Genomic DNA, 25,224 nt, shown 5'->3' on the forward strand with positions numbered 1-25,224 from the left:
GTTCCCCCGAACGTCACGAGCCGATGTGGCGGCGGCCTGGCCCACGATCGTACGCAGTCACGGCCTCGAGGTCACCGAGGCGCGTCGCCGCTGGCCCAGGCGAGGAGGCGACCGGTCGGCTGCTCCCCGGCACGGTGAGGCCGGGTGGCGAGCCACACGCGGGCGAAACCCGCCGCCAGCAGACCGGCGCCGAGCATGTGCAGCGCGACCTGCAGCTCGTTGAGGTCGAGCAGGTACTGGCTCCAGCCGATGACGCCCTGCAGCAGCTCGAGACCGAGCAGGGCCGTGGTCACCACCACGAGCCAACGGTCGCCCGAGCGCCGGGCCAGGACGAGAAGCGTGAGGGTGAGAGCCACCAGCACGTAGACCACGGTGGCGTGCACCTGCGACACCAGGGCCGGGTCGAGCCCGTTGCGGCGCGCATCGGCGTCGCCGGCGTGCGGGCCGGCACCGGTGACGACGGTGCCGAGGTAGAGCACCACCCATCCGACGACCATGATCGCCCAGGCCACGGTGCGCTGAGGCGCGGGCGCAGCGTCACGCTGGGGACTGCGCAGGTGGTCGAGGAGGGCCAGGCAGACCATCACCATGAGCATGGAGGCCATGAAGTGCAGGGAGACGACCCAGGGGTTGAGGTCGGTGAGCACGGTGAAGCCGCCGATCACCGCCTGCAACGGGACGCCCAGGGCGACGACCAGCGAGTGACGCAGCGCCACGCGGTCACGCGATCCGACGGCCGCCAGGAAGCACGAGATGGCGATCACCACGAGCACGAAGGTCAGCATCCGGTTGCCGAACTCGATGGCGCCGTGGATGCCCATGCTGGGGTGGGTGACGTAGGAGTCGTCCGTGCAGCGCGGCCACGTGGGGCAGCCGAGTCCGGAGCCGGTGAGCCGCACTGCAGCGCCGGTGACCACGATCCCGATGTTCGCCAGCAGGTTGGCCACGGCCAACGGCCAGAGCCACGTCGACAGTCGCTCGAGGAACTTGACCATGGTCACTCCCAACGGAAGGTGCGGGCGGTGAGGACGGAGGCGACCACGGCCCAGACGGCCAGGACGCCGAGGGCGGTCCAGTCGGTGTGGCCGTGCAGGAGCGCCGAGCGGAACGACTCCCCGAGCGCGCCGCTGGGCAGCACCTGCACGAAGCCGCTGGCCGGCCCGTACTGGGCCGCCGGGATGACGACGCCGCCGCCCGCCATCAGCAGCAGGTAGACGAGGTTGGCCAACGCGAGGGTGGCCTCCGCCCTGAGCACCCCGGCGATCAGGAGCCCGAGGGCGCCGAACGCAGCCGTCCCGAGGACCGCGGTGAGGACAACCCCGACCGCAGCCACGTCGGGCGACCAGCCGAGGGCCAGGGCGGCCCCACCGATCACCACGACCTGGACCGCCTCGACGACCAGGAGGGCCCCGACCTTCCCGAGCAGCAGGCCGTGGCGCGGCAGGGGAGAGGAGCCAAGACGCTTGATCACGCCGTAACGGCGCTCGAAGCCGGTGGCGATCGCGACGGCGGTGAAGGCCGTGCTCATGACGGCCAGCGCCAGGACCCCGGGAGCCAGGAGGTCGATCGGCTCGGAGTCGATGCCCAGGTCGACGCGGTCAGCTGCGTAGAGCCCACCCACCAGGACGAGCAGCGGGATGACCAGCGCGAGCAGAAGCTGCTCACCGTTGCGCATCATCAGGCGCGCCTCCATGCGCGCCTGGGCTCGCACCTGCTGGCTGAGCGGCGCCGAGCCCGGCGCGGGGGAGAAGGTGCCGTTCACGCCTCGATCTCCCGTCCGGTGAGCTCGAGGAAGACGTCCTCGAGGGTGCGCTGCCCAGGGTCAGCGAGACCGGCAGCACCTCGTGGTGCTCGTACCAGCGCGCCACGGCGGCAAGGGTCGACCCGTCGGCCGGGCCGGAGATCTGCACGGCTTCGTCGAGCGCGGTGATCTCCACGTCGTCGCCGAGGATCTGGGCGAGCTCGGTGCGGGCGTCCCCCGACAGCGTCGGGACGACCATGCGCAGCGTCGCCTCCTTGTGCGAGCTCGTGAGCTCGCGAGGTGTCCCGGAGGCGATGACACGCCCGCGGTCGATGATGTGCACGAGATCACTCAGGCGCTCGGCCTCGTCCATGTGGTGCGTGGTGAGCACCACCGTGACGCCGTCGCCGCGCAGCTCCTCCAGGAGCTCCCACGTCGTACGCCGCGCCATCGGGTCCATGCCGGCCGTCGGCTCGTCGACGAAGACGAGCTCCGGGCGGCCCACCAGCGCCATCGCCAGGCCGAGGCGCTGCTGCTGGCCCCCCGACAGCCGTCGGTAGGGCGTCCGGCCGCAGTCCGCCAGGCCCAGGCGCTCGTAGAGCATCCCGGTGTCGAGCGGGTGCGCGTGCAGCCGGGCGACGTGGTCGAGCATCTCCATCGCCTTGACGCCGCTCCAGGCACCGCCCGACTGCAGCATCACGCCGATCCGGGGGAGCAGGGCACGCCGGTCGCGCTGCGGGTCGAGGCCCAGCACCCGCACGGTCCCACCCTGCGGCTTGCGGTAGCCCTCGCAGGTCTCCAGCGTGGTGGTCTTGCCGGCGCCGTTGGGGCCGAGCACGGCGGTGATGGTGCCCCGGTCGACCTGGAAGGAGAGGTGGTCCACGGCGACCTTGTCGCCGTACCTCATGACGAGCCGGTCGACGACGACCGCGGGTTCTGCTGGGGGCACCGCCTCAGTCTAGGGAGCGATCACACCCTCGATCGCCCAGGGTCACGACCGAGACGCTGGTCACACGGCCCGCCCCGGGGGAGCGAACTAAGGTTCGCCTTACTTGAAGCGCCCCAGCAATAAGATCACAATTGCGTTGTGGAATTCGACCGGACGACCGTCGCGCCTGTTGGCGACGCGTCCACCCGTGGGCGCGTGACCCGCTCCATCCTGGAGAACGGGCCGTCGACCGCTGCCGCCCTGGCCGAGCGTCTCCAGCTCACTCCGGCCGCCGTACGCCGGCACCTGGACCACCTCGTCGGCGAAGGTGTCGTCGAGGGGCGCGAGCAGAAGGTCTACGGCCACCGTGGCCGTGGCCGCCCGGCCAAGGTCTTCGCCCTCACCGACTCCGGGCGTGACCACTTCGACCAGGGCTACGACGACCTGGCAGCCCAGGCGCTGCGTTTCCTCAAGGAGACCGCCGGCGACGACGCCGTCATGGAATTCGCCAGGCAGCGCGCGGCGTTCATCGAGCGTGACTTCGCCACCGTCATCGAGAACGAGCCCGACCTGAGCTCGGCCGAGGCCCTCGCCAAGGTCTTCTCCGACGAGGGCTACGCCGCGAGCGTGCGGGCCCTGCCCGGCGTCGGCGTGGTCGAGCAGCTCTGCCAGCACAGCCTGCCCGGTGTCCCACGTGGCGAACGAGTTCCCCCAACTGTGCGAGGCCGAGACGGAGGCGATCAGCCGGGTCGTCGGCACGCACGTCCAGAGGCTGGCCACCATCGCCCACGGCGACGGCGTCTGCACCACCTGCATCCCGAAGAACAAGGAAGGCTGAACCATGACCTCCATCGAGGAGCTGAACCCCGAGCTGAAGGGCATCGGCCGCTACGACTTCGGCTGGGCCGACAAGGACGATGCCGGTGCCACCGCCGCACGTGGCCTCAACGAGGACGTCGTCCGCGACATCTCGAGCAAGAAGTCCGAGCCGCAGTGGATGCTGGACATGCGCCTCAAGGGCCTGAAGCTCTTCCAGCGCAAGCCCATGCCGACAAAGCCCAATCCGACCTCGACGGCATCGACTTCGACAACATCAAGTACTTCGTGCGTTCGTCGGAGAAGCAGGCCCAGTCGTGGGAGGACCTCCCCGAGGACATCAAGAACACCTACGACAAGCTCGGCATCCCCGAGGCGGAGAAGCAGCGCCTCGTCGCCGGCGTGGCCGCCCAGTACGAGTCCGAGGTCGTCTACCACTCGATCCGTGAGGACCTCGAGGAGAAGGGCGTCATCTTCGTCGACACCGACACGGCGCTGAAGGAACACGAGGAGCTCTTCAAGGAGTACTTCGGCACCGTCATCCCGACCGGTGACAACAAGTTCTCCGCGCTCAACACCTCGGTGTGGTCCGGTGGCTCGTTCATCTACGTGCCCAAGGGCGTCCACGTGGACATCCCGCTCCAGGCCTACTTCCGGATCAACACCGAGAACATGGGCCAGTTCGAGCGCACGCTGATCATCGTCGACGAGGATGCCTACGTGCACTACGTCGAGGGCTGCACCGCGCCGATCTACTCGTCGGACTCGCTGCACTCCGCCGTCGTCGAGATCATCGTCAAGAAGGGTGGTCGCTGCCGCTACACGACCATCCAGAACTGGTCGAACAACGTCTACAACCTCGTCACCAAGCGCGCGGTCTGCGAGGCCGGCGCGACGATGGAGTGGGTCGACGGCAACATCGGTTCCAAGGTCACCATGAAGTACCCGGCCGTCTACCTGATGGGTGAGCACGCCAAGGGTGAGACGCTCTCCATCGCCTTCGCCGGCGAGGGCCAGCACCAGGACGCCGGCGCCAAGATGGTGCACGCTGCTCCGAACACCTCGTCCTCGATCCTGTCGAAGTCGGTGGCCCGTGGTGGCGGCCGCACCTCCTACCGTGGCCTGATCCAGGTCAACGAGGGTGCCCACGGCTCCAAGTCCAACGTGCTGTGCGACGCGCTGCTCGTGGATCAGATCAGCCGCTCCGACACCTACCCCTACGTCGACATCCGCGAGGACGACGTCTCGATGGGCCACGAGGCCAGCGTCTCGAAGGTCAGCGACGACCAGCTCTTCTACCTGATGTCGCGCGGCATGGAGCAGGACGAGGCGATGGCGATGATCGTGCGCGGCTTCGTCGAGCCGATCGCGAAGGAGCTCCCGATGGAGTACGCCCTCGAGCTCAACCGCCTGATCGAGCTGCAGATGGAGGGTGCGGTCGGCTGACGCCGGCCCCCACCCGCAGCCTCCGGGGCACGCGCCCTGCACCACTTCTAGACGGAAAGAACTGACGTGACTGTTACTGACACTGCCCGCGACTCGGTCGCAGCGGCGCTCGAGCAGGGCAAGGTGGAGTCGCACCTCCACCCGACCGGCTCGTACGACGTCGCCGACCACGCCGCCGCTCCCACGGGCCGTGAGGAGATCTGGCGCTTCACGCCGCTCAAGCGCCTCAAGGGCCTGGCCGCCGACGCGGTCTTCCAGTTCCCCCGCACCGAGGTCACCTTCAACACGCCCGAGGGCGTGCGGGTGGAGACGGTGTCGGGCGAGGAGGCCCGGGCGCTGCGCGGCATCTCCGGCTACAAGCCGGCGACGCTCTTCGGCGCCCGTGTCCTGAGCGAGGTGCCCGAGACGCTGCTCGTCGACGTGCCGGCCGAGGCCGAGGTCGCCGAGCCGGTCATCGTCAACCTGGTCGGGAACGACGCCGACCACACCGAGGCCGGCCACGTCGTCCTGCGCTTCGGCAACTTCTCCAAGGCCGTCGTCGTGCTGCGCCACACCGGCTCCGCCGCCCTGGCCCAGGTCGTCGAGATCCGCGTGGGCGACTCCGCGCAGGTCCAGGTGGTCTCGCTGCAGGACTGGGCGGACGACGCCACCCATCTGACCCACACCGAGGCGCTCGTCGGTCGCGACGCGTCGTACAAGCACACGGCCATCTCCTTCGGTGGTGACCTCGTACGCATGGACGCCAACGTCCGCTACTCCGGCCCCGGTGGCTCCGCGGAGATGCTCGGCCTCTACTTCGCCGACGCGGGTCAGCACATCGAGCACCGACTCTTCGCCGACCACAACCAGCCGCGCACCTCCTCGAACGTCATCTACAAGGGCGCACTCCAGGGCGAGGGCGCGCACACCGTGTGGATCGGCAACGTCCTCATCCGCCAGGCGGCCGAGGGCATCGAGACGTACGAGGAGAACCGCAACCTGATCCTCACCGACGGCACGCTGTGCGACTCGGTCCCCAACCTGGAGATCGAGACCGGTGAGATCGAGGGAGCCGGCCACGCGTCGGCGACCGCGCGGTTCGACGACGAGCAGCTCTTCTACCTGCGCTCGCGCGGGATCGACGAGAAGGAGGCGCAGCGCCTCGTCGTGCACGGCTTCTTCAACGACCTGATCCGCAAGATCGACGTGCCGGCGCTTGAGGAGCAGCTGATCAGCACGGTCGAGGGCGAGCTCGCCAAGAACGTGACCGGAAAGCACCTCTGATGGCTTTCCAGCGCGCCTGCGCGGTCAACGAGTTCCGCGAGGGCGAGGCGGTCGCCGTCACCCTCGACGGGATCGACGTCGCCGTCGCCCACGCCGAGGGGGAGTACTTCGCGCTCCAGGACCTCTGCTCGCACGCGCACGTCGCGCTCTCCGAGGGTGAGGTCGAGGACTGTGCGATCGAGTGCTGGATGCACGGGACCACCTTCGACCTGCGCACCGGCAAGCCCCAGACGCCGCCGGCCACCGAGCCCGTGGCCACCTTCCCGGTCGAGCTGCACGGCGACGAGATCCACGTCGACGTGAGCACGACCCTCAACGGCGTCACGCCGTCCTGAACGACACAGACTTCGAGAAGAAGAGAGACACACAGATGAGCACTCTGGAGATCAAGGACCTCCACGTCACGGTCGAGACCGAGGACGCCACCAAGGAGATCCTCAAGGGCGTCACGCTGACCATCAAGGACGGCGAGACCCACGCGATCATGGGCCCCAACGGCTCGGGCAAGTCGACGCTGGCCTACACCATCGCCGGCCACCCGAAGTACACGGTGACCAGCGGCACCATCACGCTCGACGGCGAGGACGTCCTGGCGATGTCCGTCGACGAGCGGGCCCGCGCCGGCCTCTTCCTGGCCATGCAGTACCCCGTCGAGATCCCCGGCGTCTCGGTCAGCAACTTCCTGCGCACCGCCAAGACCGCCATCGACGGCGAGGCCCCCAAGCTGCGTACGTGGGTCAAGGACGTCAACGCCGCGCTCGCGTCCAACAACCTGGACTCCTCCTTCGCCCAGCGCTCGGTCAACGAGGGCTTCTCCGGCGGTGAGAAGAAGCGCCACGAGATCGCCCAGCTCGAGCTCTTGGCCCCGAAGGTCGCCGTGCTCGACGAGACCGACTCCGGCCTCGACATCGACGCCCTCAAGGTCGTCTCCGACGGCGTCAACCGCTTCACCGCCAACGGCGACAAGGGCGTCCTGCTGATCACGCACTACACGCGCATCCTGCGCTACATCAAGCCGGACTTCGTGCACGTCTTCGTCAACGGCCGGATCGCCGAGCAGGGCGGCCCGGAGCTGGCCGACCAGCTCGAGGCCACCGGGTACGACAAGTACCTCACCGCTGCTGCGGGCTGACCTTTTCCGCACTGCCCCGCACCACTCCTCCCACCGCAGAAGGTGAATGAGAGCACCATGAGTCTCGAAGGACTGCTCCCCGATCTGGACGTCATCCGCAAGGACTTCCCGATCCTCGAGCGCACCGTCTCCGGCGGGAAGAACCTGGTCTACCTCGACAGCGCCAACACCTCGCAGAAGCCCCAGATCGTGATCGACACGATGGTCGACCACCTGGAGCGTCACAACGCCAACATCGCGCGCGCCATGCACGCGCTGGGGGCGGAGTCGACGGAGGCGTTCGAGCACGGACGCGACCGGGTGGCCGCCTTCCTGAACGCGCCCTCGCGTGACGAGGTCATCTTCACGAAGAACGCCTCCGAGGCGCTCAACCTGGTGGCCAACACGCTGGCGCTGCGGGGCCCGCTCCAGGTCGGTGAGGGCGACGAGATCCTCATCACCGAGATGGAGCACCACTCCAACATCGTGCCGTGGCAGATGCTGGCGGAGCGGACCGGCGCAACCCTGCGCTGGTTCGGCCTCACCGACGACGGCCGGCTCGACCTGTCGAACGTCGACGAGCTGGTCAACGAGCGTACGAAGGTCGTCTCCTTCACCTGGGTGTCGAACATGCTCGGCCGATCAACCCGGTCGCCGAGCTCGCGGCGAAGGCGAAGGCCGTCGGTGCCCTCGTCGTCGTCGACGCCTCCCAGGCTGCTCCGCAGCTCGCGGTCGACGTGCAGGCGTGCGGTGCCGACCTCGTGGCCTTCACCGGCCACAAGGTCGTCGGCCCGACGGGCATCGGGTGCTGTGGGGTCGGCGCGAGGTGCTCGACGCCCTGCCGCCCTTCCTGGGTGGTGGCGAGATGATCGCGACGGTCTCGATGGCCAGGTCGACCTACGCCCCGATCCCGCACAAGTTCGAGGCCGGTACGCCGCCATCGTCGAGGCCGTGGGCCTCGGCGCAGCGGTGGACTACCTCGCCGCGGTCGGGATGGAGGCGATCCACCGCCACGAGCAGGCCATCACGCGCTACGCGCTGGAGGGTCTGGCGACGGTGCCCGGCCTCACGGTGCTGGGCCCGCTGGACGCGGAGTCCCGGAGGCGCGATCTCGTTCGAGATCGACGGCGTCCACCCGCACGACGTGGCCAGGTGCTGGACACGCGCGGCATCGCCGTGCGCGCCGGTCACCACTGCGCCAAGCCTGCACACGCCCGGTTCGGGGTCCAGAGCTCGACACGGATGTCGTCGTACCTCTACACGACCCCGGCGGAGATCGACGCGCTCGTCGAGGGCCTGAACTACACCCGTTCCTACTTCAAGGTGGGCTGAGGATGTCTGCAGAGCTCGACACCCTGTACCAGGAGATCATCCTACACCAACTACAAGAACCCGCTGAACGCAGGGCTGCGCGAGCCCTTCGGCAGCGAGGTGCACCACGTCAACCCCACCTGCGGTGACGAGATCACCCTGCGCGTGCAGCTCGACGGCGACCGCATCGCCGACGTGTCCTACCACGCCGAGGGGTGCTCCATCTCGCAGGCGTCCACCTCCGTCATGACCGACCTCGTCATCGGCAAGACGGTCGCGGAGGCCATCGCACTGCACACCGAGTTCCTGACCCTGATGCAGGGCAAGGGGCAGGTCGAGCCGGACGAGGAGGTGCTGGAGGACGGCATCGCCTTCGCCGGCGTCGCCAAGTTCCCCGCGCGCGTCAAGTGCGCCCTGCTGTCGTGGATGGCGTGGAAGGACGCCACCGCGCAGGTGCTCGGCACCGATTTCACCGAGGAGAAGGCATGAGCGAGCAGACCCACGCCCACGACCACAGTGGTCACGACCACGCTGGTCACGACCACGCTGGTCACGACCACGCTGGTCACGACCACGCTGGTCACGACCACGCTGGTCACGACCACAGCGGCCATGACCACGTCGGGCACGACCACGGCCACGGTCACGGCCGGCACGACGACCTCCCGAAGGTCGACCTGGCCGCCGCGTCGTCCAGCGCCTCCTCGGTCGCCGTCGAGGACGTCACCGAGGCGATGAAGGACGTCGTCGACCCCGAGCTCGGCATCAACGTCGTCGACCTCGGCCTGGTCTACGGCATCCACATCGACGAGGGCTCCAACGCCGTCATCGACATGACCCTGACCTCGGCTGCCTGCCCGCTGACCGACGTCATCCAGGACCAGACCGAGATGGCGCTCGAGGGCCTCGTCAACGACGTCGCGATCAACTGGGTCTGGATGCCGCCGTGGGGCCCTGACAAGATCACCGATGACGGTCGCGAGCAGCTGCGCGCGCTCGGCTTCAACGTCTGAGGAGTGTCCGTGGTCGATGTGAGCGCCGACGAGCGAGTCACCTACGTCCTGGTCGACGGCGAGAACATCGACGCCACGCTCGGCAACTCGATCCTGGGGCGCCGGCCCCGGCCCGACGAGCGTCCCCGCTGGGACCGTCTGCTCGAGTGGGCGGAGGACGCCTTCGAGCAGCCGGCCCGCGGCCTCTTCTTCCTGGCGGTCAACGACGAGCTGCCGATGCCGTTCATCCAGGCACTCACCGCGATCGGCTTCCGGCCCGTGCCGCTGCGCGGCGAGGGCAAGGTCGTCGACATCGCCATCCAGAAGATGGCCGAGGCGATCGCCCAGCGCGAGGCCGACGTCGCCCTGGTCAGCCACGACGGCGACTTCGTGCCGCAGGTGCGTCGCCTCTGCGACGGCACCCGCCACGTGGCGCTGGTCGGCTTCTCCGAGTTCATGAACTCCGCCTTTCGCGGCCTCCCGGGTCTGCGCCTGGTCGACATGGAGCACGACGTACGCGCCTTCAACTCGCGTCTGCCGCGCATCCGGATCATCGCCATCGACGACTTCGACCCGATGGAGTTCCTCTGACCACCACGGTCCTCGTGCCCGCCGGCCGCTTCGTCCGGTGGGTGGAGAACTTCGCCTCCCGTCACGGGGCCGCCGCGGTGAGCACCGTCGACGGCGCCCTACGGGGTGAGGCTGAGGACACGTCGTACTTCGAGGCACGGCTGCCCTTCTGGGTCCCGTACGCCGGTGGTCCCGAACCCGACGAGCTGGTCGCCGCCCTCGAGCCGCCCGACGACTGGGGCGTCCTGATCGCCCGTCGCGGCGGCTTCGCCGTGGCGAGGATGGCGGGGGAGCGGATGGTCTCCTCGAAGGTCGGTCAGCGCCACGTCCAGGGCCGCACCAAGGCCGGGGGACAGAGCCAGCAGCGCTTCGCCCGACGACGCGACAACCAGGCCCGCGAGGCCTGGGCAGCCGCTGCTGGCCACGCCAGCACCCACCTCCGCGGGCTACGCGGCCCACTGGTCCTGGCCGGCGACCGTGAGGGCCTGGCCGCGGTGGTCGAGGGCGCCGGGCTGGGGGAGCTGCCGACCCACCACCTGCCGGACACCGTCGGGGAGCCGCGGCGCGAGGCACTGCTCAAGGCGGTCCAGGACGCACTCAGCGTGCGCGTCACGGTGCACAACGCCGACTGAGCCCCGGCGTCCCACGGGGTGTCACCACCCGACGAGGGTCAGCACCGACGAGTCAGGCGTCGGGGCGTCGAAGTGACGCCGTACGAGCAGCGCCCGGACGTCAGCCGCGCCTGGAGTCGGATCGAGCTCGGCGCGCACCCGCCCGTCGTGGTCGACCGCCAGCTGGTGCAGCACGGCAGAGCCCACCCCTCGCCCACGCCACGACTCCTCGAGGACCAGCGAGTGCAGCACCAGGGCGTCCTCCGCCGAGGTGCTCAGCGTCCCGACGGGCTCCCCGTCGACCAGCACCTGGCCCTGCCCGTCGAGCGCACTGAGCGTGAGGCGTCCTTCCCACAGGGGGTCGTGGCCCCAGTTGCGCAGCGCGTGGCGCCAACGACGCTCCCGCACGTCACCGCGGGGCCACTGGGCACGGTGCCGACGTACGAAGCCGGCGACACGGCGTACGTGGGCATGGTCGGCAGCCGTCCACTCCGCGACCGGCACCGCCAGCAGCTCGGCCGTGCGGATGCCTGCCAGCTGCCCGACGCTCCACCGGGCCCCCGGAGCGCGGGTGCCGACCGAGCTCGAGGCGGGCGTGGTGTGCCACTCCTCGATCTCCTCGACCCGGCAGTTGACCACGCGGCGCCACAGCTCGAGGACGTCGTCGTTAGGGGCTGGCACGCAGTGATGGTAGGCGGGTTGCCACGCAATGCCGGACTTCGGGTGGGCGCTCTGTCACGATGTCGACATGAGGGCGCCGCGATGAGGGCCGACACCTGGCAGCCGCAGCCGGGGTGGCAACGCCTCCCCGGTGGGCCCGCCTCCACTGGTCTCTGGTTGGTGCCGGGTCCTGACCGACCGATCGTGGTGAAGCGGATCTCCGCCCCCGGGCCGTACGACCCGCCCGAGACGGGCCAGCCGCACCACCCGGCGTACTGGCGTCGGGCCGCGGACGTTGCCGCGTCCGGGGTCGTCGACACGACGCCGGGGCTGCGCTCCGTGCCCGCGCTGCGCATCGACGAGGACGAGGCTGGCATCACGCTGCTCCACCCGTGGGTGGAGCCGGAGGAGCACAACGGACTCTTCCTCGCCCGCAGCCTCGGCCGATTCGCGGCCACGCCCCTCGTCGAGGCCCCGTGGACGGCGCGCGACCAGCTCGCCACCCGTCTGGGCCACGTGGCTCGGCGCGGTGGGTGGACCACCCTGGCCCGTACGCCGGTGGCCGACGTCGCCGACCTGCTGTGGCGTCGGCGTGAGGTGCACCTCGGTCGTCTGTCCGACCACCGGCACGTGATGCAGCACGGTGACCCCGTGCCGGCCAACCTGCGGGGCCGCGACGGGGACGACGTCGTCGCCATCGACTGGTCAGGCCTGGGCACCGCACCCGCCGGCGCCGACCTGGGCTACCTGACGCTGAGCGTCCGTGAGGAGTTCGACCCGCTGCTCGTGGCCTACCTCGGCGGCCTCGGCACCGACGTCGACCGTGACGAGGTGCGGTACGCCGCGCAGGTCACGGCCGTCTACACCGTGCTCACCCGCACCGACTGGGCGCTGGCCAGGGTGGCCGGCGGCGAGGGTGCCCTGGCCGGGAAGTTCCGGCACCCGAGCGTGGCGCCCTACATCAGGGCGATGCAGCGTCAGTTCCCGCAGATCGAGGCGCTGACCGCTCGGACCTGAGAGAGGCGGCCGCCGGTGTCCTGGGTCAGAGGCTGCTGGCCGAGAAGGTGTCGCACGCCTCGAGGTCGCCGGTCTCGTAGCCGGTGCTGAACCACCGCATCCGCTGCTCCGACGAGCCGTGGGTCCAGCCCTCCTTGTCGACACGCCCCCCGGAGCGCTTCTGGATCCGGTCGTCACCCACGGCCTTCGCCGAGTCGAGCGCCTCGGTGATGTCGCCCTCGTCGAGGTCCTCGATGATGGCGACCCCCTCACCGGTGCCCTCGGCGGCACGGGTCCACATGCCGGCGTAGCAGTCGGCCTGGAGCTCGAGGCGCACGGCGTCGCTGTCGGCGCCGCGCTGGGTGCGGACCTTGCCCATGGTGCCGAGGAGGTTCTGGACGTGGTGGCCGTACTCGTGGGCCAGGACGTAGGGCTCCACGAAGTCGCCGCCCTGGCCACCGAGCTGGCCCTCGAGAACCTCGGCGAAGAAGGTGGTGTCGAGGTAGATGCCCTGGTCGGCGGGGCAGTAGAACGGGCCGACCTGGCTCGAGGCCTGGCCGCAGCCCGTGCTGGTGGCTCCCGAGAACGTCGACATCGTGCCGGACGGAAGGTGCCACCGCCCCGCTCGAAGAGGTCGCTCCAGTAGTGTAGAGGGAGTTCTCCACCGCCACCCGGGCGCAGTCGACGTCCTCGTTGGCGTCGGCGCCGGTCTGGCAGTTGGCGTAGCGCTCGCTGTCGCCCATCCGTGTCGTGTCCGTGCCCACGCCCTGACCGAGCATCCCGCCCGGCAACCCGAGCCACCGTTGCCGCCCAGGCAGCTGGCCGCCAGCACGATGATGAGGACGATCAGCATGCCCGCCCCACCACCGGCCTTGACGCCACCGGGGATCGGGATCCCGTTGCTTCCCCCGCCGAGTCCGGAACCGCCCCGGTCGGAGACCCGACCGGTGTCGAGGCTGGCCTTGGGGTTGAAGCGCATGTGGACAGTCCTTCCGCGTCGGCGCCAACGGGCTTCTGGAGCCTGATCTCCGTAGACTAGTCACGAGATGATCACTGCCCAACAGCTTGAGGTCCGCGCCGGCGCGCGTCTCCTCATGGAAAACGTCAGCTTCCGTGTCGCAGCCGGGGACAAGGTCGGGCTCGTCGGTCGCAACGGTGCCGGCAAGACCACCATGACCAAGGTCCTGGCAGGGGAGGCCCAGCCCGCGTCGGGCGAGGTGGTCCGCGGCGGCCAGGTGGGCTACCTCCCGCAGGACCCGCGCACCGGCGACCCCGAGGTGATCGCGAGCGACCGCATCCTCTCCGCCCGCGGCCTCGACGACGTCGTACGACGGATGCGTCGCGCCGAGGAGGAGATGGGGAGCGACGACCCGGCCGTGCGCGAGAAGGCGATGCGCCGCTACGCCCGCGCCGACGACGACCTCCACGCCAACGGTGGCTACTCCGCGCAGTCGGAGGCCGCCACGATCGCCAGCAGCCTCGGCATCGAGGAGCGCATCCTCAGCCAGCCGCTGAAGACCCTCTCCGGTGGTCAGCGCCGTCGCATCGAGCTGGCCCGCATCCTCTTCTCCGGGCCGAGACCCTGATCCTGGACGAGCCGACCAACCACCTGGACGCCGACTCGATCGTCTGGCTGCGTGAGTTCCTGAAGAACCACAAGGGCGGCTTCATCGTGATCAGCCACGACAACGCCCTCATGGAGCAGGTGGTCAACAAGGTCCTGCACCTCGACGCCAACCGCGCCACCATCGACGTCTACAACATGGGCTGGAAGCAGTACCTGACGCAGCGCGAGACCGACGAGCGTCGCCGCCGTCGGGAGCGCCAGAACGCCGAGTCCAAGGCCAAGGTCCTTACCGACCAGGCCAACAAGATGCGCGCCAAGGCCTCGAAGGCCTCAGCCGCGCAGTCGATGCTCAAGCGCGCCGAGAAGATGGTCTCGGGGCTTGAGGGCGAGCGCCAGCAGGACAAGGTGGCCGCGATCAAGTTCCCGGCTCCTGCCGCCTGCGGCAAGACGCCCCTGATGGCGGAGGGGCTCTCCCGCTCCTACGGTGCCCTGGAGATCTTCACCGGCGTCGACCTCGCCATCGACCGCGGTTCCCGGGTCGTCATCCTGGGCCTGAACGGTGCCGGCAAGACGACGATGCTGCGGCTCCTGGCCGGGGTCGACGAGCCCAACAGCGGCACCGTCGTGCCGGGCCACGGGCTCAAGGTGGGCTACTACGCGCAGGAGCACGAGACCCTGGACACGAGGCGCACCGTCCTGGAGAACATGCAGTCGGCCGCGCCCCAGCTCACCGACACCGAGGCGCGCTCCGTGCTCGGTTCGTTCCTCTTCAGCGGCGACGACGCCCACAAGCCGGCGGGCGTGCTCTCCGGTGGCGAGAAGACCCGCCTGGCCCTGGCCAGCCTGGTCGTGTCGAGCGCCAACGTGCTGCTGCTCGACGAGCCGACCAACAACCTCGACCCCGCGTCGCGCGAGGAGGTCCTGGCCGCGATCCGCTCGTACGAGGGGGCGATCGTGCTGGTGACCCACGACGAGGGCGCCGTGCGTGCCCTGGAGCCCGACCGCGTCCTCCTGCTGCCCGACGGCGACGAGGACCTCTGGAACGACGACTACGCCGACCTCGTGTCGCTGGCCTGACGGTGTTGCTACCCGTGGGTAGCAAGTGCCTCTAGGATGCGTCCATGACTCCTGAGGACCTTGCTGCCGTCGGACTTCGTTACCAGGTCGACGGCGCCGTCGCGACGATCACCATCGACCGCCCCGAGGTGCGCAACGCCCAGACCCCCGCGATGTGGCGCGCCCTCGCCGCGATCGGCCGGTCGATCGGCGACGACGTACGCGTCGTCGTCGTCGAGGGCGAGGCCGAGCACTTCTCCAGCGGCCTCGACCGCAGCGTGCTCGACCCCCGGGGCACCGCAGGCGGCGAGTCGATCCTGCACCTCCTCGCCGGCAGCGACGAGGCGATGGCGGACACGATCGGCGAGTACCAGGAGGGGTTCACCTTCCTGCGCGACCCGCGCTTCGTGAGCATCGCGAAGGTGCGCGGCTACGCCGTGGGTGCCGGCTTCCAACTGGCCCTCTCCTGCGACATCCGCCTGGTCTCGAGCGACGCCAAGTTCTCCATGAAGGAGTCCGCGCTCGGACTGGTGCCCGACCTCACGGGAACAAAGCCGCTGGTCGAGGCTGTTGGCTACAGCAGGGCCCTGGAGATCTGCGCCACCGCACGCGTGGTGGAGGCAGAGGAGGCCGTGAGGATCGGGTTGGCGCTCTCGGCGCACCCCGCTGACGAGCTGGACGAGGCGGTGAACACCTTGGCGAGGACGCTGGTGAGCACCATGCCCGACGTCGTCACCGAGACCAAGGCCCTGCTCCGGGGGGCCGACCAGCGCAACCTCGACGAGCAGCGCGAACTCGAGCGGACGTCGCAGGTGCGACGCTTCCGTGCCGTGGCAGCCGCGATGAGCGGCTGAGAAGGAGATGCCATGTCGATGATGGGAATGGGCGGGGGACGGCCCGCCATGCGCCACATGAGGGCCGACAGGTCCGTCGTCGACACGCACCTCGAACGTCGCACGTTGCGGCGTGTGCTGGGGTTCGCCCGTCCGCACCGTCGCATCATCGCCTGGTTCCTGGGCCTGACGGTCCTGGACGCGGCCCTGGTGGCCGTGCCGCCGCTGCTGCTGCAGCGGATCATCGACGACGGCGTCGTCGCCGGTGACGTCTCCCTGGTGGCCTGGCTGGCGGCCGGCGTGGCCGCGGTGGCCCTGCTCGGCGCCGTCTTCACGGTGGTCAACGGCTGGTTCTCCAGCCGGATCGGCGAGGGTCTCATCTTCGACCTGCGCACGCAGGTCTTCGCCCACGTGCAGCGCCAGTCGCTCGCCTTCTTCACCCGCACCCAGACCGGGGCCCTGGTCAGCCGGCTCAACAACGACGTGATCGGCGCCCAGCGTGCCTTCACGTCGACGCTGCAGAGCACCGTGTCCAACGTGGTCTCCGCGCTCGTCGTGGGCGTCACGATGCTCTTCCTGAGCTGGCAGGTGACGCTGCTCTGCCTGCTGCTCTTCCCGTTCCTGCTGCTCGCCTCGCGCATGGTCGGCGCCAGGTTGGCCGGACTCACGCGTGCACAGATGGACGGCAACGCCGACCTCGGCAACGCGATGACCGAGCGGTTCAACGTCGGCGGCGCCATGCTCCTGAAGCTCTTCGGGCGACGCGCGGACGAGGACGCGTTCTACGCCTCCAAGGCGGCGGTCGTGCGCGACCTGGGGATCCGGATCTCGCTGCTCACCCGCTTCTTCATGGCCGCGATGAGCCTGGTCCCTGCGCTGGCGACCGCGCTGGTCTACGGGCTCGGCGGCTACCTCGCGATCCGTGGCGACCTCTCCGTCGGAACCGTGGTGGCCCTCGGCATCCTGCTGACCCGCCTCCTCGGGCCCCTGCAGGCCCTCTCGAACGTGCGGATCGACGTCATGACCGCGCTGGTCTCCTTCGACCGCGTCTTCGAGATCCTCGACCTGCCCTCCCTGATCCAGGAGCGTCCCGACGCCGTCCGTCTGGAGGCCGGTCCCACCAGCCTCGAGTTCCGCGACGTGCACTTCAGCTACCCGCGTGCGGAGGACGTCTCGCTGGCCTCCTTGGAGGGCGTGGCCCGCAAGGAGAGCCGCGACTCCGGCGAGGTGCTCCACGGCGTCTCGTTCACCGCCGCCCCCGGCCAGGTGGTGGCCCTGGTCGGTCCCTCCGGCGCGGGGAAGTCCACCATGACCCACCTCGTCGCCCGGCTGTACGACGTCGACAGCGGGAGCGTGCTCGTCGGCGGGCACGACGTACGAGACGTCGAGCTGGAGTCGTTGGAGTCCGTGGTGGGCTACGTGACCCAGGACGCGCACATGTTCCACGACACGATCCGTGCCAACCTGCTGTACGCGCGCCCCGGTGCCACCGAGGACGAGATCTGGGCCGCCCTGGAGTCCGCCCACGTGGCCCAGCTGGTCCGCTCGCTGCCCGACGGCCTGGACACCGTCGTGGGCGACCGCGGCTACCGCCTCTCCGGTGGCGAGCGGCAGCGACTGGCGATCGCCCGACTCCTGCTCAAGGCACCGGCCGTCGTGGTCCTCGACGAGGCCACCGCCCACCTCGACAGCGAGTCTGAGGCTGCGGTGCAGCGCGCGCTGGACAACGCCCTCGCCGGACGTACCTCGCTCGTCATCGCGCACCGTCTGTCGACCGTGCGCGGCGCCGACCAGATCCTCGTCCTCGACCAGGGACGCGTGGTCGAGCGCGGCACGCACGCCGAGCTGCTGGCACACGGCGGTCTCTATGCCGACCTGCACCGCACCCAGTTCTTCGACGGCGACGCCGCCGCGCAGTCCGTCGCGACCCTCTGACGGGCAGAACCGGACCGGTGCCGCTCCTGCGTCGCTGGGATAGGTTCAGGTCATGGACCTTGACGTCGCTGACCACGTGTACCTGCTCACCGGCGCCAGCAAGGGGCTGGGCCGGGCCACGGCCGAGGCGCTGCTCGCCGACGGGGCGCGCGTGGTGGTCTCGGGCCGCGACCCGGACGCTCTGGCCGCCTTCGCCGCGGAGCACCCCCACGCCCAGGTGGAGACCGTCGTCGCCGACAACAGCGACCCCGACACGGCCGAGCTCCTGGTCGACCGGGCCAAGCTGCGCTGGGGGCGGGTCGACGGGCTGCTGGTCAGCGTCGGCGGACCGCCGGCCGGACCGGCGCACGCGATGTCGGACGAGCAGTGGCGTGGTGCCTTCGAGTCGGTCTTCCTGGGCGCCGTACGACTGGCTCGCACCGTCGCGGCCGAGCTGCCCGAGGGAGGCTCGATCGCCTTCGTGCTCTCCACCAGCGCCAAGTCCCCGGTCAGCGGGCTGGGCATCTCCAACGGCCTGCGCCCCGGCCTGGCCGCAGTGGCCAAGGAGATGGCCGACGAGTTCGGGCCGAAGGGCATCCGCGTCAACACCCTGCTGCCCGGCCGCATCGACACCGACCGCGTCCGTGAGCTCGACGCGGGGTCGGACGACCCCGACGCCACCCGCACCCTGTGGGAGGAGCGGATCCCGCTGCGACGCTACGGACGCCCCGAGGAGTTCGGTGCGGTGGCAGCCTTCGTGCTGTCACGCCGCGCGTCATTCCTGACCGGTGTCGCCGTCCCCGTCGACGGGGGCCTGCTGCGCACCTACTGACGCCTTGCGACGGTCGCGCCACTCGTCGTACAGCAGGTAGAAGAAGCCGAAGATGGCCATGGCGCCGAAGAACCACCACTGGAGGCCGTAGAAGAAGTGCGGCCCCTCGTCGAGCTCGGGCTCGGCGGGCAGGGTGAGGGCCTCCTCGGGCTCGGGCGACTCGCTCACGAGCTGGACGAAGCCGCCCAGGGTCTCGTGGTCGATCGCCTCGGCGATGGCCTTGCTGGAGATGGCGCGGGTGCTCTTGTCGGTCACCTTGGTGGCGTCGCCGGTGGCGTCGGCGCGCACCCGGCCGACCACGTCGACGGTGCCGTCGGGCGGAGCCGGGACGTCGGTGGGTACCTCGCCGCGGTTCTGCGTGGGCCACCAGCCGCGGTCGACCAGGAGGGTCGCGCCGTCCTCGAGTCGCAACGGGACGACCACCTGGACCCCGGAGCGCTCACGGTTGGTGCGGTAGCGCACGAAGACGGTGTCCTCCTCGTCGTACTCGCCGCGGGCGCGCACGGTGGCCCACTCGTCCTGGGCGGAGACCTTGCCGCCGGGCTCCAGGACCTCCTCGACCGGCACCGGGTCACGGGCCTCGTTGCGCTCGATGATGGCGTTGCGCTCACGACGGTCCTCGAGGCGGTCGAACTGCCACTGCCCCAGCTCCCACGCCAGCCAAGAGAGAAGGGCCACGGCGACGAGGAAGAGTCCCCATCGCCTGCTGATGAGGAAGCCAAGACGCTGCACGCCACGAGGTTATCCGCCGCGGCCAACGCCACCGCGCCGCCCCTATGCTGGGCCCATGGGAGAACTCCGGGACCGCCACGGACGTGTGGCCACCGACCTTCGGGTCTCCCTGACCGACCGCTGCAACCTGCGGTGCACCTACTGCATGCCCGCCGAGGGCCTGGACTGGTTGCCGCCCGAGGAGCAGCTCACCGACGACGAGGTCGTGCGCCTGGTCCGTCTCGGGATCGAACGTCTCGGCATCCGTGAGGTGCGGTTCACAGGCGGCGAGCCGCTGCTGCGCCGCGGCCTGGTCGACATCGTGCAACGGTGCTCTAGGCTGGGCGCCGAGCTGTCGTTGACCACCAATGGACTGGGGCTGCACCGCTCGGCGGACGCGCTGGCCCGGGCCGGCCTCGACCGGGTCAACGTCAGCCTCGACACCGCGGACCCCGAGACCTTCGCACGGATGACGTTGCGTGCCCGTCTCGACGACGTCGTCGCCGGTCTGGCGGCCGCCCACGCCGCCGGGATCCGTCCGGTGAAGGTCAACGCCGTGCTCATGCGCGGCGTCAACGACCACCAGGCGCCTGACCTGCTGGAGTGGTGCCTCGAGCGCGACTACGAGCTGCGCTTCATCGAGCAGATGCCCCTCGACGCCCAGCAGGGCTGGCGACGCAACGAGATGGTGACCGCCGACGAGATCCGGGCGCTCCTCGGTGAGCACCACGTTCTCGCGCCGGCCGTGGAGCCGCGGGGGAGTGCGCCGGCGGAGCTCTACACCGTGGACGGCGGACCGGGCACCGTCGGCGTGATCGCCTCGGTCACCGAGTCGTTCTGCGGCGCGTGCGACCGCGTACGCCTGACCGCCGACGGGCAAGTGCGCAACTGCCTCTTCAGCACCGAGGAGTCGGACCTGCGCAGCGCCATGCGGGCCGGGGCCGACGACGACGACCTGGTGGCGCGCTGGCAGGCGGCCGTGGCCGTCAAGCTGCCGGGCCACGGCATCGACGACCCGACGTTCCTGCAGCCGCCGCGCCCGATGTCCGCCATCGGCGGCTGAGGCGTCGGCCCACGCGGGTCAGGCGCCGGCCTGCTGGTGCGGGGTCACGTCCTTCAGGAAGTTGCGCGCCGCGAGGAACTCGCTCAACGAGCCCCGGTGCTCCTCGCACGCCAGCCAAATCTTGCGGCGGTCGGGCGTGTGGACCTTCGGGTTGTTCCAGGCCAGCGCGTGCTGGGCGGGTGCCGTGCATCCCTTGGCCGAGCAGATGTCCTGGGGGCTGTCGTCACTCACTCGTGGTCCTCGGGTCGTTCGGTGGGGCCCCCGAGGCCGGGAGCCGGCGGCGGCCCCTCGAGCTCGGGGTCGGTGATGACGGGGCGCAGGTCGTGCGCGTCGGAGCGCTGGTCGGTGGCGTTGGCCATCACCACGGCGATGTAGGGGAGCAGCACCGCGCCGGCCATGAAGACCCACCGCAGGACGCCCGGACCGACCAGCACGGCGGCGGCGAAGCAGGCGACGCGGATCGACATCGAGACGAGGTAGCCGCGGACCCGGCCGTCGATCTCCTCGCTGCGGTTCTTCCCGGCGGTGGTGATGCGGATCGCCTCACCGTCCCGGGGCCTTTCGCGCACCATGCAGCCAGCATACGTCGACGCCCGGAGCGCCTCTTTTCGTGTACTCCGGGGTAATGGTTACGGTCAGGACGCGTGACGACTCCCACCCCTTCCCAGAGTGCGCGTTCGGTCCTCGTGACCGGCGGAAACCGTGGCATCGGACGCGCGATTGCCGAGGCGTTCCTCGCCCAGGGCGACCTGGTGGCCGTGACCACCCGTAGCGGAGGCCCCCCGAGGGCGCCCTCGACCTGCGGTGCGACGTGACCGACGCCGCGGCCGTCGACGCGGCGTTCGCCGAGGCCGAGGCCGCCCACGGACCGGTCGAGGTGCTGGTGGCCAACGCCGGCATCACCGCCGACACCCTCCTGCTCCGGATGAGCGAGGACGACTGGAGCTCGGTCATCGACACCAACCTGACCGGCACCTTCCACCTGGCCAAGCGCGCCGCGAAGGGCATGCTCCGTCTGCGCCGAGGACGCATCATCCTGATCTCGTCGGTGGTGGGCCTGCTGGGCTCCGCCGGCCAGGTCAACTACGCGGCGTCCAAGGCCGGGCTCGTGGGCATCGCGCGCTCCCTCGCGCGGGAGCTGGGCAGTCGCAGCATCACCACCAACGTGGTGGCCCCCGGATTCATCGACACCGACATGACGGCCGTGCTCAGCGACGAGCAGAAGGCCGCGATCAAGACCCAGGTCCCCCTGGGCCGCTACGGCGACGTCGCCGAGGTCGCCAACGCGGTGACCTGGCTGGCTTCCCCCGGCGCCGCGTACGTGACCGGCGCCGTGGTGCCGGTCGACGGCGGCCTGGGCATGGGCCACTGAGGCTGAGAGGCAGACACATGGGAATTCTCGAGGGCAAGACGATCCTGGTGGCCGGAGTCACCATGGACACCTCCATCGGCTTCGCGACCGCCAAGGTCGCGCAGCAACAGGGCGCCACCGTCCTGATCTCCAACTTCGGCCGCGCGCTCGGCATCACCCGACGCATCGCCAAGCGGCTCCCCACCGAGCCGCCGGTGCTCGAGCTCGACGTCACCGCCCGACCACCTGGCCGGCCTCGCCGACCACGTGCGGGAGCACGCCGACCACCTCGACGGCGTCGTGCACTCCATCGCCTACGGCAACCCTGAGACCCTCCTCGGCGGGAAGTTCCTCACCGGCCCGTGGGACGACGTCGCCCAGGCCGTCCAGGTCTCGGCCTACTCCCTGAAGTCGCTCGCGGTGGCCTGCCAGCCGCTGATGTCGTCGGGTGGCTCCATCGTCGGCCTCACCTTCGACGCGACCACCGCGTGGCCGGCGTACGACTGGATGGGCGTGGCGAAGGCGGGCCTCGAGTCGACCTCCCGCTACCTCGCCCGCGACCTCGGCCCCGAGGGCATCCGCTGCAACTTGGTCTCGGCCGGTCCGCTCAAGACCCTGGCCGCCAAGGCGATCCCGGGCTTCGAGGACATGGAGTCCACCTGGAAGGACCGCGCTCCGCTCGGGTGGGACGAGTCGGACCACGAGCCGACCGCGCGCGCGGTCGTCGCGCTGCTCTCCGACTTCTTCCCCGCGACCACCGGCGAGATCGTGCACGTGGACGGCGGATACCACGCGATGGGCATGTGATTGCGGGTGGTCTCCCGACCGGACCGCTTGTCGACGGATGGGAGAGTGGAGCCGTGAGCTCCGCACCCCGCCGTCTCGTCGTCATGCGCCACGCCAAGGCTGAGGCCGTCGCTGCCTCCGACCTGGAGCGAGCCCTGACCGAGCGCGGGCGGACCGAGGCGGCCCAGGCGGGCGAGTGGCTCTCCGGGCTCGGGTTCGTGCCCGACCACGCCCTCGTCTCCGCTGCCGTGCGCACGCGCGACACCTGGGCGTGCGTCGCCGAGTCCGCCGGCTGGGACCTCGAGCCCGACGTGGACTCCGGGCTCTACGCGGCCGGCCCCGAGGCCGCCGTCGACCTGCTGCGGCTGGTGCCTGCCGAGGTCACCCACCTGATCGTGGTCGGCCACAACCCCACCGTCAGCCACGTCGCCCAGCTGCTCTCCGACGGGCAGGGGGACGAGGCGGCCGCACGGGCCATGGCGGGGGGCCACCCCACCAGTGCGTGCGCCGTCTTCGACGTCGAGGAGGAGTGGTCCGAGCTCGGGTTCGGCGACGGACGCCTCGTCGCCTTCCACGCGGGCCGAGACTGACCTCGCCCGCCCCGCTTCGGAGACTCCGCGAGCGTCAGGGGAGCGTGGGAGCCGGGGTGAGGAACCCTGACTCCGCGTCCGCCTGCTCGATCTCCTCGCGGGTGATCCCGAGCAGGTAGATGATCGTGTCGAGGTAGGGCACGTTGACGGCCGTGTCGGCTGCGTCGCGCACCACCGGCTTGGCGTTGTAGGCGACACCGAGGCCGGCGGCCGCGAGCATGTCGAGGTCGTTGGCGCCGTCGCCGATGGCAATCACGGACTCCTGCGGGACGCCCAGCTGGGCGGCGAACTCGTGCAGCGCGGCGGCCTTGCCGGCACGGTCGACGACGTCGCCCACGATGCGGCCGGTGAGGACGCCGTCGACGATCTCCAGCTCGTTGGCCCGGGCGAAGTCGATGTCGAGGTCGGCGGCGAGACGGTCGGTGATCTGGCTGAAGCCGCCCGAGACGATCGCGAACCGGTAGCCGAGGCGGCGGAGCGTGCGCACGAGCGTACGAGCGCCGGGGTTGAGCTGCAGGTTGGCGTGGACCTCGTCGAGCGCCGAGGCGGGGAGGCCGGCCAGCAGCGAGACGCGGTGGCGCAGCGACTGCTCGAAGTCGAGCTCGCCGCGCATGGCCATCTCGGTGACTCGGGCCACCTCGTCCTCGACGCCGGCGTGGGCGGCCAGCATCTCGATGACCTCGCCCTGGACGAGGGTGGAGTCGACGTCCATGACGATCAGGCGCATGCCGTGGCGCATCAGGCCGGCGGGTTGCACGGCGATGTCGACGCCCTGCGACGACGCCTCGGCGGCGAGCACCTGGCGCAGCACCACGGGGGAGGCGCCGGAGACGTGGAGGTCGAGCGCGGTCACGGGGTAGCGGGCCATCCGGACGATGCGGTCGATGTTGGCGCCCGAGTCGGCGATCCGGCCCGTGATCGCGGCCAGTGCCGAGGCCTTGAGCGGGGCGCCGATGACGGTGACGTGGCTGCGCCCCTCGGCACGGACCTTGTTGTCGCCCTCGCCGCGCGAGACCTCCAGACGCATCTCCAGGCGCTCGGCCAGGGTCTCGAGGTCGGCGCGCAGCTTCTTCCACCCGCGGGGGCCGGTGACCAGCAGACCGAGGATGAGCTGGCTGCGGAGCACGATCTGCTCGACGTCCAGCACCTCCACGCCGCAGGCCGCGAGTCGGCGCAGGACGCTGGCGGTGACGCCCGGGCGATCCTTGCCGGTGAGGGTGATCAGCAGCGTCTTGTCGTCATCTTCCATGGCAGTGCAGAGGGTACCCGCGCCAAACGGCGTCGCGGCGCACGGATCAGCGATCGGGCGGCCAGACCTCCGGTGAGCAAGCAGCGACCAGCCCGCGCGGGCAGCTCGCCCCAGGTCCCGGAGCGCCTCCGCACGACGGGCGACCTCGAGGGCCGAGACGGCACCCCCGTGGTCCTCCAGCGCGGCCTCGACGACGGCCAGGGCCTGCTCGGCCCGTGCCGCGAGCGACCGGGCCTGGTCCGGTACGCCGGGGGCCGGGCTGACGGCAGGGAGGTGACGCAGGTTCATCGCGCGGTCAGCGGCCTCGGGGCTCCACGACGCCACCTCGAGCGACTCCAGGGCGTCGAGCGTCGCGAGCAGGGTGCTGCGCAGCATCCGGTCGGCCTCGCCGAGGTCGGGCACCTGCCGGCGTCGGGCCTCGTGCAGCGTCCAGGTGACCCCGGAGCCCACCTCGTACGGCACCGCGCCGAGCCCGACCTCGGTGACCACGACGGCCTCGCCGACCTCGGTGGCGGCCGCGTTGAAGTCGCGTGGCCCGCCCAGCCCGAGGGGGTGCCCCTCGACCGGCAGGGCCAAGGAGACCGAGGTGGCGCCGAGGCTGCGCCACAGGGCCAGCAGGGGGACGAGCGAGGTCTCGTCGAGCTGGGGGACCTCGGGGCCGTGGCTGCGGACGGAGTGCACCGACACGCGCTGGGTCAGCGCGTCCAGCAGCTCGTCGGTGCCGGCGCGGCCCCGGAGCCAGGAGGTGCCCCACCACGCGAACTGGGCGGCAAGAGGCATGTGGTCGGTCACTCAGGGAGCGTAGTCCTGCCGCGTGGATGCAGGGT

At 70.5% G+C, this 25,224-nt stretch carries 24 protein-coding genes and 6 pseudogenes; 21 read left to right on the top strand and 9 right to left on the bottom strand.

The features are described from left to right. Window positions 1–71: 71 nt before the first annotated feature. Genes E2C04_RS08715 through E2C04_RS08725 form a run of 3 tightly spaced genes read right to left on the bottom strand, consistent with a single transcriptional unit; the run spans window position 72 to window position 2,690 of the window. On the bottom strand, window positions 72–995 hold the full coding sequence (locus tag E2C04_RS08715) for a COX15/CtaA family protein (protein ID WP_135832306.1): 924 nt from the start codon (window positions 993–995) through the stop codon (window positions 72–74). Between the two features lie 2 nt (window positions 996–997). Continuing rightward, on the bottom strand, window positions 998–1,693 hold the full coding sequence (locus E2C04_RS08720; RefSeq protein ID WP_238694485.1) for an ABC transporter permease: 696 nt from the start codon (window positions 1,691–1,693) through the stop codon (window positions 998–1,000). Next, a complete protein-coding gene (locus E2C04_RS08725) occupies window positions 1,662–2,690 on the bottom strand; it encodes an ABC transporter ATP-binding protein (RefSeq protein ID WP_238694486.1) in 1,029 nt (342 codons plus the stop codon). The genes E2C04_RS08720 and E2C04_RS08725 overlap by 32 nt, the downstream gene beginning before the upstream one ends. 195 nt (window positions 2,691–2,885) lie before the next feature. On the opposite strand from E2C04_RS08725, the pseudogene E2C04_RS21400 reads away from it, so the two are divergent. The 12 genes and pseudogenes from E2C04_RS21400 to E2C04_RS08775 all read left to right on the top strand — a co-directional run. Next, window positions 2,886–2,957 (top strand): annotated as a pseudogene (locus E2C04_RS21400) (transcriptional regulator); the annotation flags it as partial. A 210-nt stretch (window positions 2,958–3,167) separates the two neighbouring features. Next, entirely contained in the window at window positions 3,168–4,931 is a 1,764-nt protein-coding gene (gene sufB / locus E2C04_RS08735) for a Fe-S cluster assembly protein SufB (RefSeq protein ID WP_420873105.1), read from the top strand. Between the two features lie 66 nt (window positions 4,932–4,997). Continuing rightward, window positions 4,998–6,194 (top strand): Fe-S cluster assembly protein SufD, encoded by a 1,197-nt coding sequence (gene sufD / locus E2C04_RS08740; protein WP_135832308.1) that lies wholly within the window; start codon window positions 4,998–5,000, stop codon window positions 6,192–6,194. Further along, entirely contained in the window at window positions 6,194–6,529 is a 336-nt protein-coding gene (locus E2C04_RS08745) for a non-heme iron oxygenase ferredoxin subunit (RefSeq protein WP_135832309.1), read from the top strand. The genes sufD and E2C04_RS08745 overlap by 1 nt, the downstream gene beginning before the upstream one ends. A gap of 35 nt (window positions 6,530–6,564) precedes the next feature. Further along, window positions 6,565–7,326 carry a Fe-S cluster assembly ATPase SufC gene (sufC, locus tag E2C04_RS08750; protein WP_135832310.1) on the top strand — a complete coding sequence of 254 codons (762 nt, stop codon included), beginning with the start codon at window positions 6,565–6,567 and terminating at the stop codon, window positions 7,324–7,326. A 57-nt stretch (window positions 7,327–7,383) separates the two neighbouring features. Further along, a pseudogene (locus E2C04_RS21935) lies at window positions 7,384–7,935 on the top strand (aminotransferase class V-fold PLP-dependent enzyme); the annotation flags it as partial. A 196-nt stretch (window positions 7,936–8,131) separates the two neighbouring features. After that, a pseudogene (locus E2C04_RS22295) lies at window positions 8,132–8,179 on the top strand (hypothetical protein); the annotation flags it as partial. A gap of 65 nt (window positions 8,180–8,244) precedes the next feature. After that, window positions 8,245–8,637 (top strand): aminotransferase class V-fold PLP-dependent enzyme, encoded by a 393-nt coding sequence (locus tag E2C04_RS21945; protein WP_477529302.1) that lies wholly within the window; start codon window positions 8,245–8,247, stop codon window positions 8,635–8,637. Between the two features lie 99 nt (window positions 8,638–8,736). Further along, window positions 8,737–9,105, top strand: a complete 369-nt coding sequence (gene sufU, locus E2C04_RS08760) for a Fe-S cluster assembly sulfur transfer protein SufU (protein WP_477529284.1) — start codon at window positions 8,737–8,739, stop codon at window positions 9,103–9,105. A gap of 188 nt (window positions 9,106–9,293) precedes the next feature. Then, on the top strand, window positions 9,294–9,629 hold the full coding sequence (locus E2C04_RS19655) for a metal-sulfur cluster assembly factor (protein WP_135833731.1): 336 nt from the start codon (window positions 9,294–9,296) through the stop codon (window positions 9,627–9,629). 9 nt (window positions 9,630–9,638) lie between these two features. Then, window positions 9,639–10,199, top strand: coding sequence for an NYN domain-containing protein (locus E2C04_RS08770; protein ID WP_202977719.1), 561 nt, complete (start codon window positions 9,639–9,641; stop codon window positions 10,197–10,199). 14 nt (window positions 10,200–10,213) lie between these two features. Next, a complete protein-coding gene (locus E2C04_RS08775; protein ID WP_229721615.1) occupies window positions 10,214–10,810 on the top strand; it encodes an acVLRF1 family peptidyl-tRNA hydrolase in 597 nt (198 codons plus the stop codon). A gap of 21 nt (window positions 10,811–10,831) precedes the next feature. Here E2C04_RS08775 and E2C04_RS08780 read toward each other — a convergent pair whose 3' ends face one another. After that, window positions 10,832–11,470 (bottom strand): GNAT family N-acetyltransferase, encoded by a 639-nt coding sequence (locus E2C04_RS08780; RefSeq protein ID WP_158630646.1) that lies wholly within the window; start codon window positions 11,468–11,470, stop codon window positions 10,832–10,834. 81 nt (window positions 11,471–11,551) lie between these two features. On the opposite strand from E2C04_RS08780, the gene E2C04_RS08785 reads away from it, so the two are divergent. Continuing rightward, complete coding sequence (locus E2C04_RS08785; RefSeq protein WP_135832312.1) at window positions 11,552–12,466, top strand: phosphotransferase; 915 nt, start codon at window positions 11,552–11,554, stop codon at window positions 12,464–12,466. A 25-nt stretch (window positions 12,467–12,491) separates the two neighbouring features. Here E2C04_RS08785 and ypfJ read toward each other — a convergent pair whose 3' ends face one another. Continuing rightward, entirely contained in the window at window positions 12,492–13,424 is a 933-nt protein-coding gene (gene ypfJ / locus E2C04_RS22300; protein ID WP_135832313.1) for a KPN_02809 family neutral zinc metallopeptidase, read from the bottom strand. A gap of 67 nt (window positions 13,425–13,491) precedes the next feature. Between ypfJ and E2C04_RS08795 the strand changes: the two are divergent. The 4 genes and pseudogenes from E2C04_RS08795 (at window position 13,492) to E2C04_RS08810 (ending at window position 18,647) form a co-directional block, all read left to right on the top strand. After that, window positions 13,492–15,089 (top strand): annotated as a pseudogene (locus tag E2C04_RS08795) (ABC-F family ATP-binding cassette domain-containing protein). 44 nt (window positions 15,090–15,133) lie between these two features. Beyond that, window positions 15,134–15,922: an enoyl-CoA hydratase/isomerase family protein gene (locus E2C04_RS08800; protein ID WP_135832314.1), complete on the top strand. Its 789-nt coding sequence runs from the start codon at window positions 15,134–15,136 to the stop codon at window positions 15,920–15,922. A gap of 12 nt (window positions 15,923–15,934) precedes the next feature. Continuing rightward, window positions 15,935–17,836 (top strand): ABC transporter ATP-binding protein, encoded by a 1,902-nt coding sequence (locus tag E2C04_RS08805; protein ID WP_308632344.1) that lies wholly within the window; start codon window positions 15,935–15,937, stop codon window positions 17,834–17,836. A 52-nt stretch (window positions 17,837–17,888) separates the two neighbouring features. Continuing rightward, window positions 17,889–18,647 carry an SDR family oxidoreductase gene (locus E2C04_RS08810; RefSeq protein ID WP_135832315.1) on the top strand — a complete coding sequence of 253 codons (759 nt, stop codon included), beginning with the start codon at window positions 17,889–17,891 and terminating at the stop codon, window positions 18,645–18,647. On the opposite strand, the gene E2C04_RS08815 is transcribed toward E2C04_RS08810, so the two are convergent. Then, the gene (locus tag E2C04_RS08815; RefSeq protein WP_135832316.1) at window positions 18,591–19,379 is read right to left on the bottom strand and encodes an SURF1 family cytochrome oxidase biogenesis protein; all 789 of its coding nucleotides are present in this window, start codon (window positions 19,377–19,379) and stop codon (window positions 18,591–18,593) included. The two genes, E2C04_RS08810 and E2C04_RS08815, sit on opposite strands and share 57 nt — an antisense overlap. A gap of 55 nt (window positions 19,380–19,434) precedes the next feature. On the opposite strand from E2C04_RS08815, the gene moaA reads away from it, so the two are divergent. After that, a complete protein-coding gene (gene moaA / locus E2C04_RS08820) occupies window positions 19,435–20,421 on the top strand; it encodes a GTP 3',8-cyclase MoaA (RefSeq protein WP_135832317.1) in 987 nt (328 codons plus the stop codon). Window positions 20,422–20,439: 18 nt separating this feature from the next. Here the strand turns inward: moaA and E2C04_RS08825 are convergent, their stop codons facing one another. Together E2C04_RS08825 and E2C04_RS08830 are read right to left on the bottom strand one after the other, a co-directional pair. Further along, window positions 20,440–20,652 carry an acetone carboxylase gene (locus E2C04_RS08825; RefSeq protein ID WP_135832318.1) on the bottom strand — a complete coding sequence of 71 codons (213 nt, stop codon included), beginning with the start codon at window positions 20,650–20,652 and terminating at the stop codon, window positions 20,440–20,442. Next, window positions 20,649–20,993 carry a DUF3099 domain-containing protein gene (locus tag E2C04_RS08830; RefSeq protein ID WP_135832319.1) on the bottom strand — a complete coding sequence of 115 codons (345 nt, stop codon included), beginning with the start codon at window positions 20,991–20,993 and terminating at the stop codon, window positions 20,649–20,651. Before E2C04_RS08830 ends, E2C04_RS08825 begins: the two co-directional genes overlap by 4 nt. A 72-nt stretch (window positions 20,994–21,065) precedes the next feature. Between E2C04_RS08830 and fabG the strand changes: the two are divergent. From fabG to E2C04_RS08845, 3 genes and pseudogenes are all read left to right on the top strand, one after another. After that, window positions 21,066–21,793: pseudogene (gene fabG / locus E2C04_RS08835) on the top strand (3-oxoacyl-ACP reductase FabG). Between the two features lie 17 nt (window positions 21,794–21,810). Beyond that, a pseudogene (fabI, locus tag E2C04_RS08840) lies at window positions 21,811–22,579 on the top strand (enoyl-ACP reductase FabI). Between the two features lie 53 nt (window positions 22,580–22,632). Then, a complete protein-coding gene (locus E2C04_RS08845; RefSeq protein ID WP_229721614.1) occupies window positions 22,633–23,148 on the top strand; it encodes a SixA phosphatase family protein in 516 nt (171 codons plus the stop codon). Window positions 23,149–23,182: 34 nt separating this feature from the next. Here the strand turns inward: E2C04_RS08845 and serB are convergent, their stop codons facing one another. Beyond that, window positions 23,183–25,189 carry a phosphoserine phosphatase SerB gene (gene serB / locus E2C04_RS22305; RefSeq protein WP_338088734.1) on the bottom strand — a complete coding sequence of 669 codons (2,007 nt, stop codon included), beginning with the start codon at window positions 25,187–25,189 and terminating at the stop codon, window positions 23,183–23,185. Window positions 25,190–25,224 lie beyond the last annotated feature (35 nt).

Source organism: Nocardioides daphniae, from assembly GCF_004777465.1.
Classification (GTDB): Bacteria; Actinomycetota; Actinomycetes; order Propionibacteriales; family Nocardioidaceae; genus Nocardioides; species Nocardioides daphniae.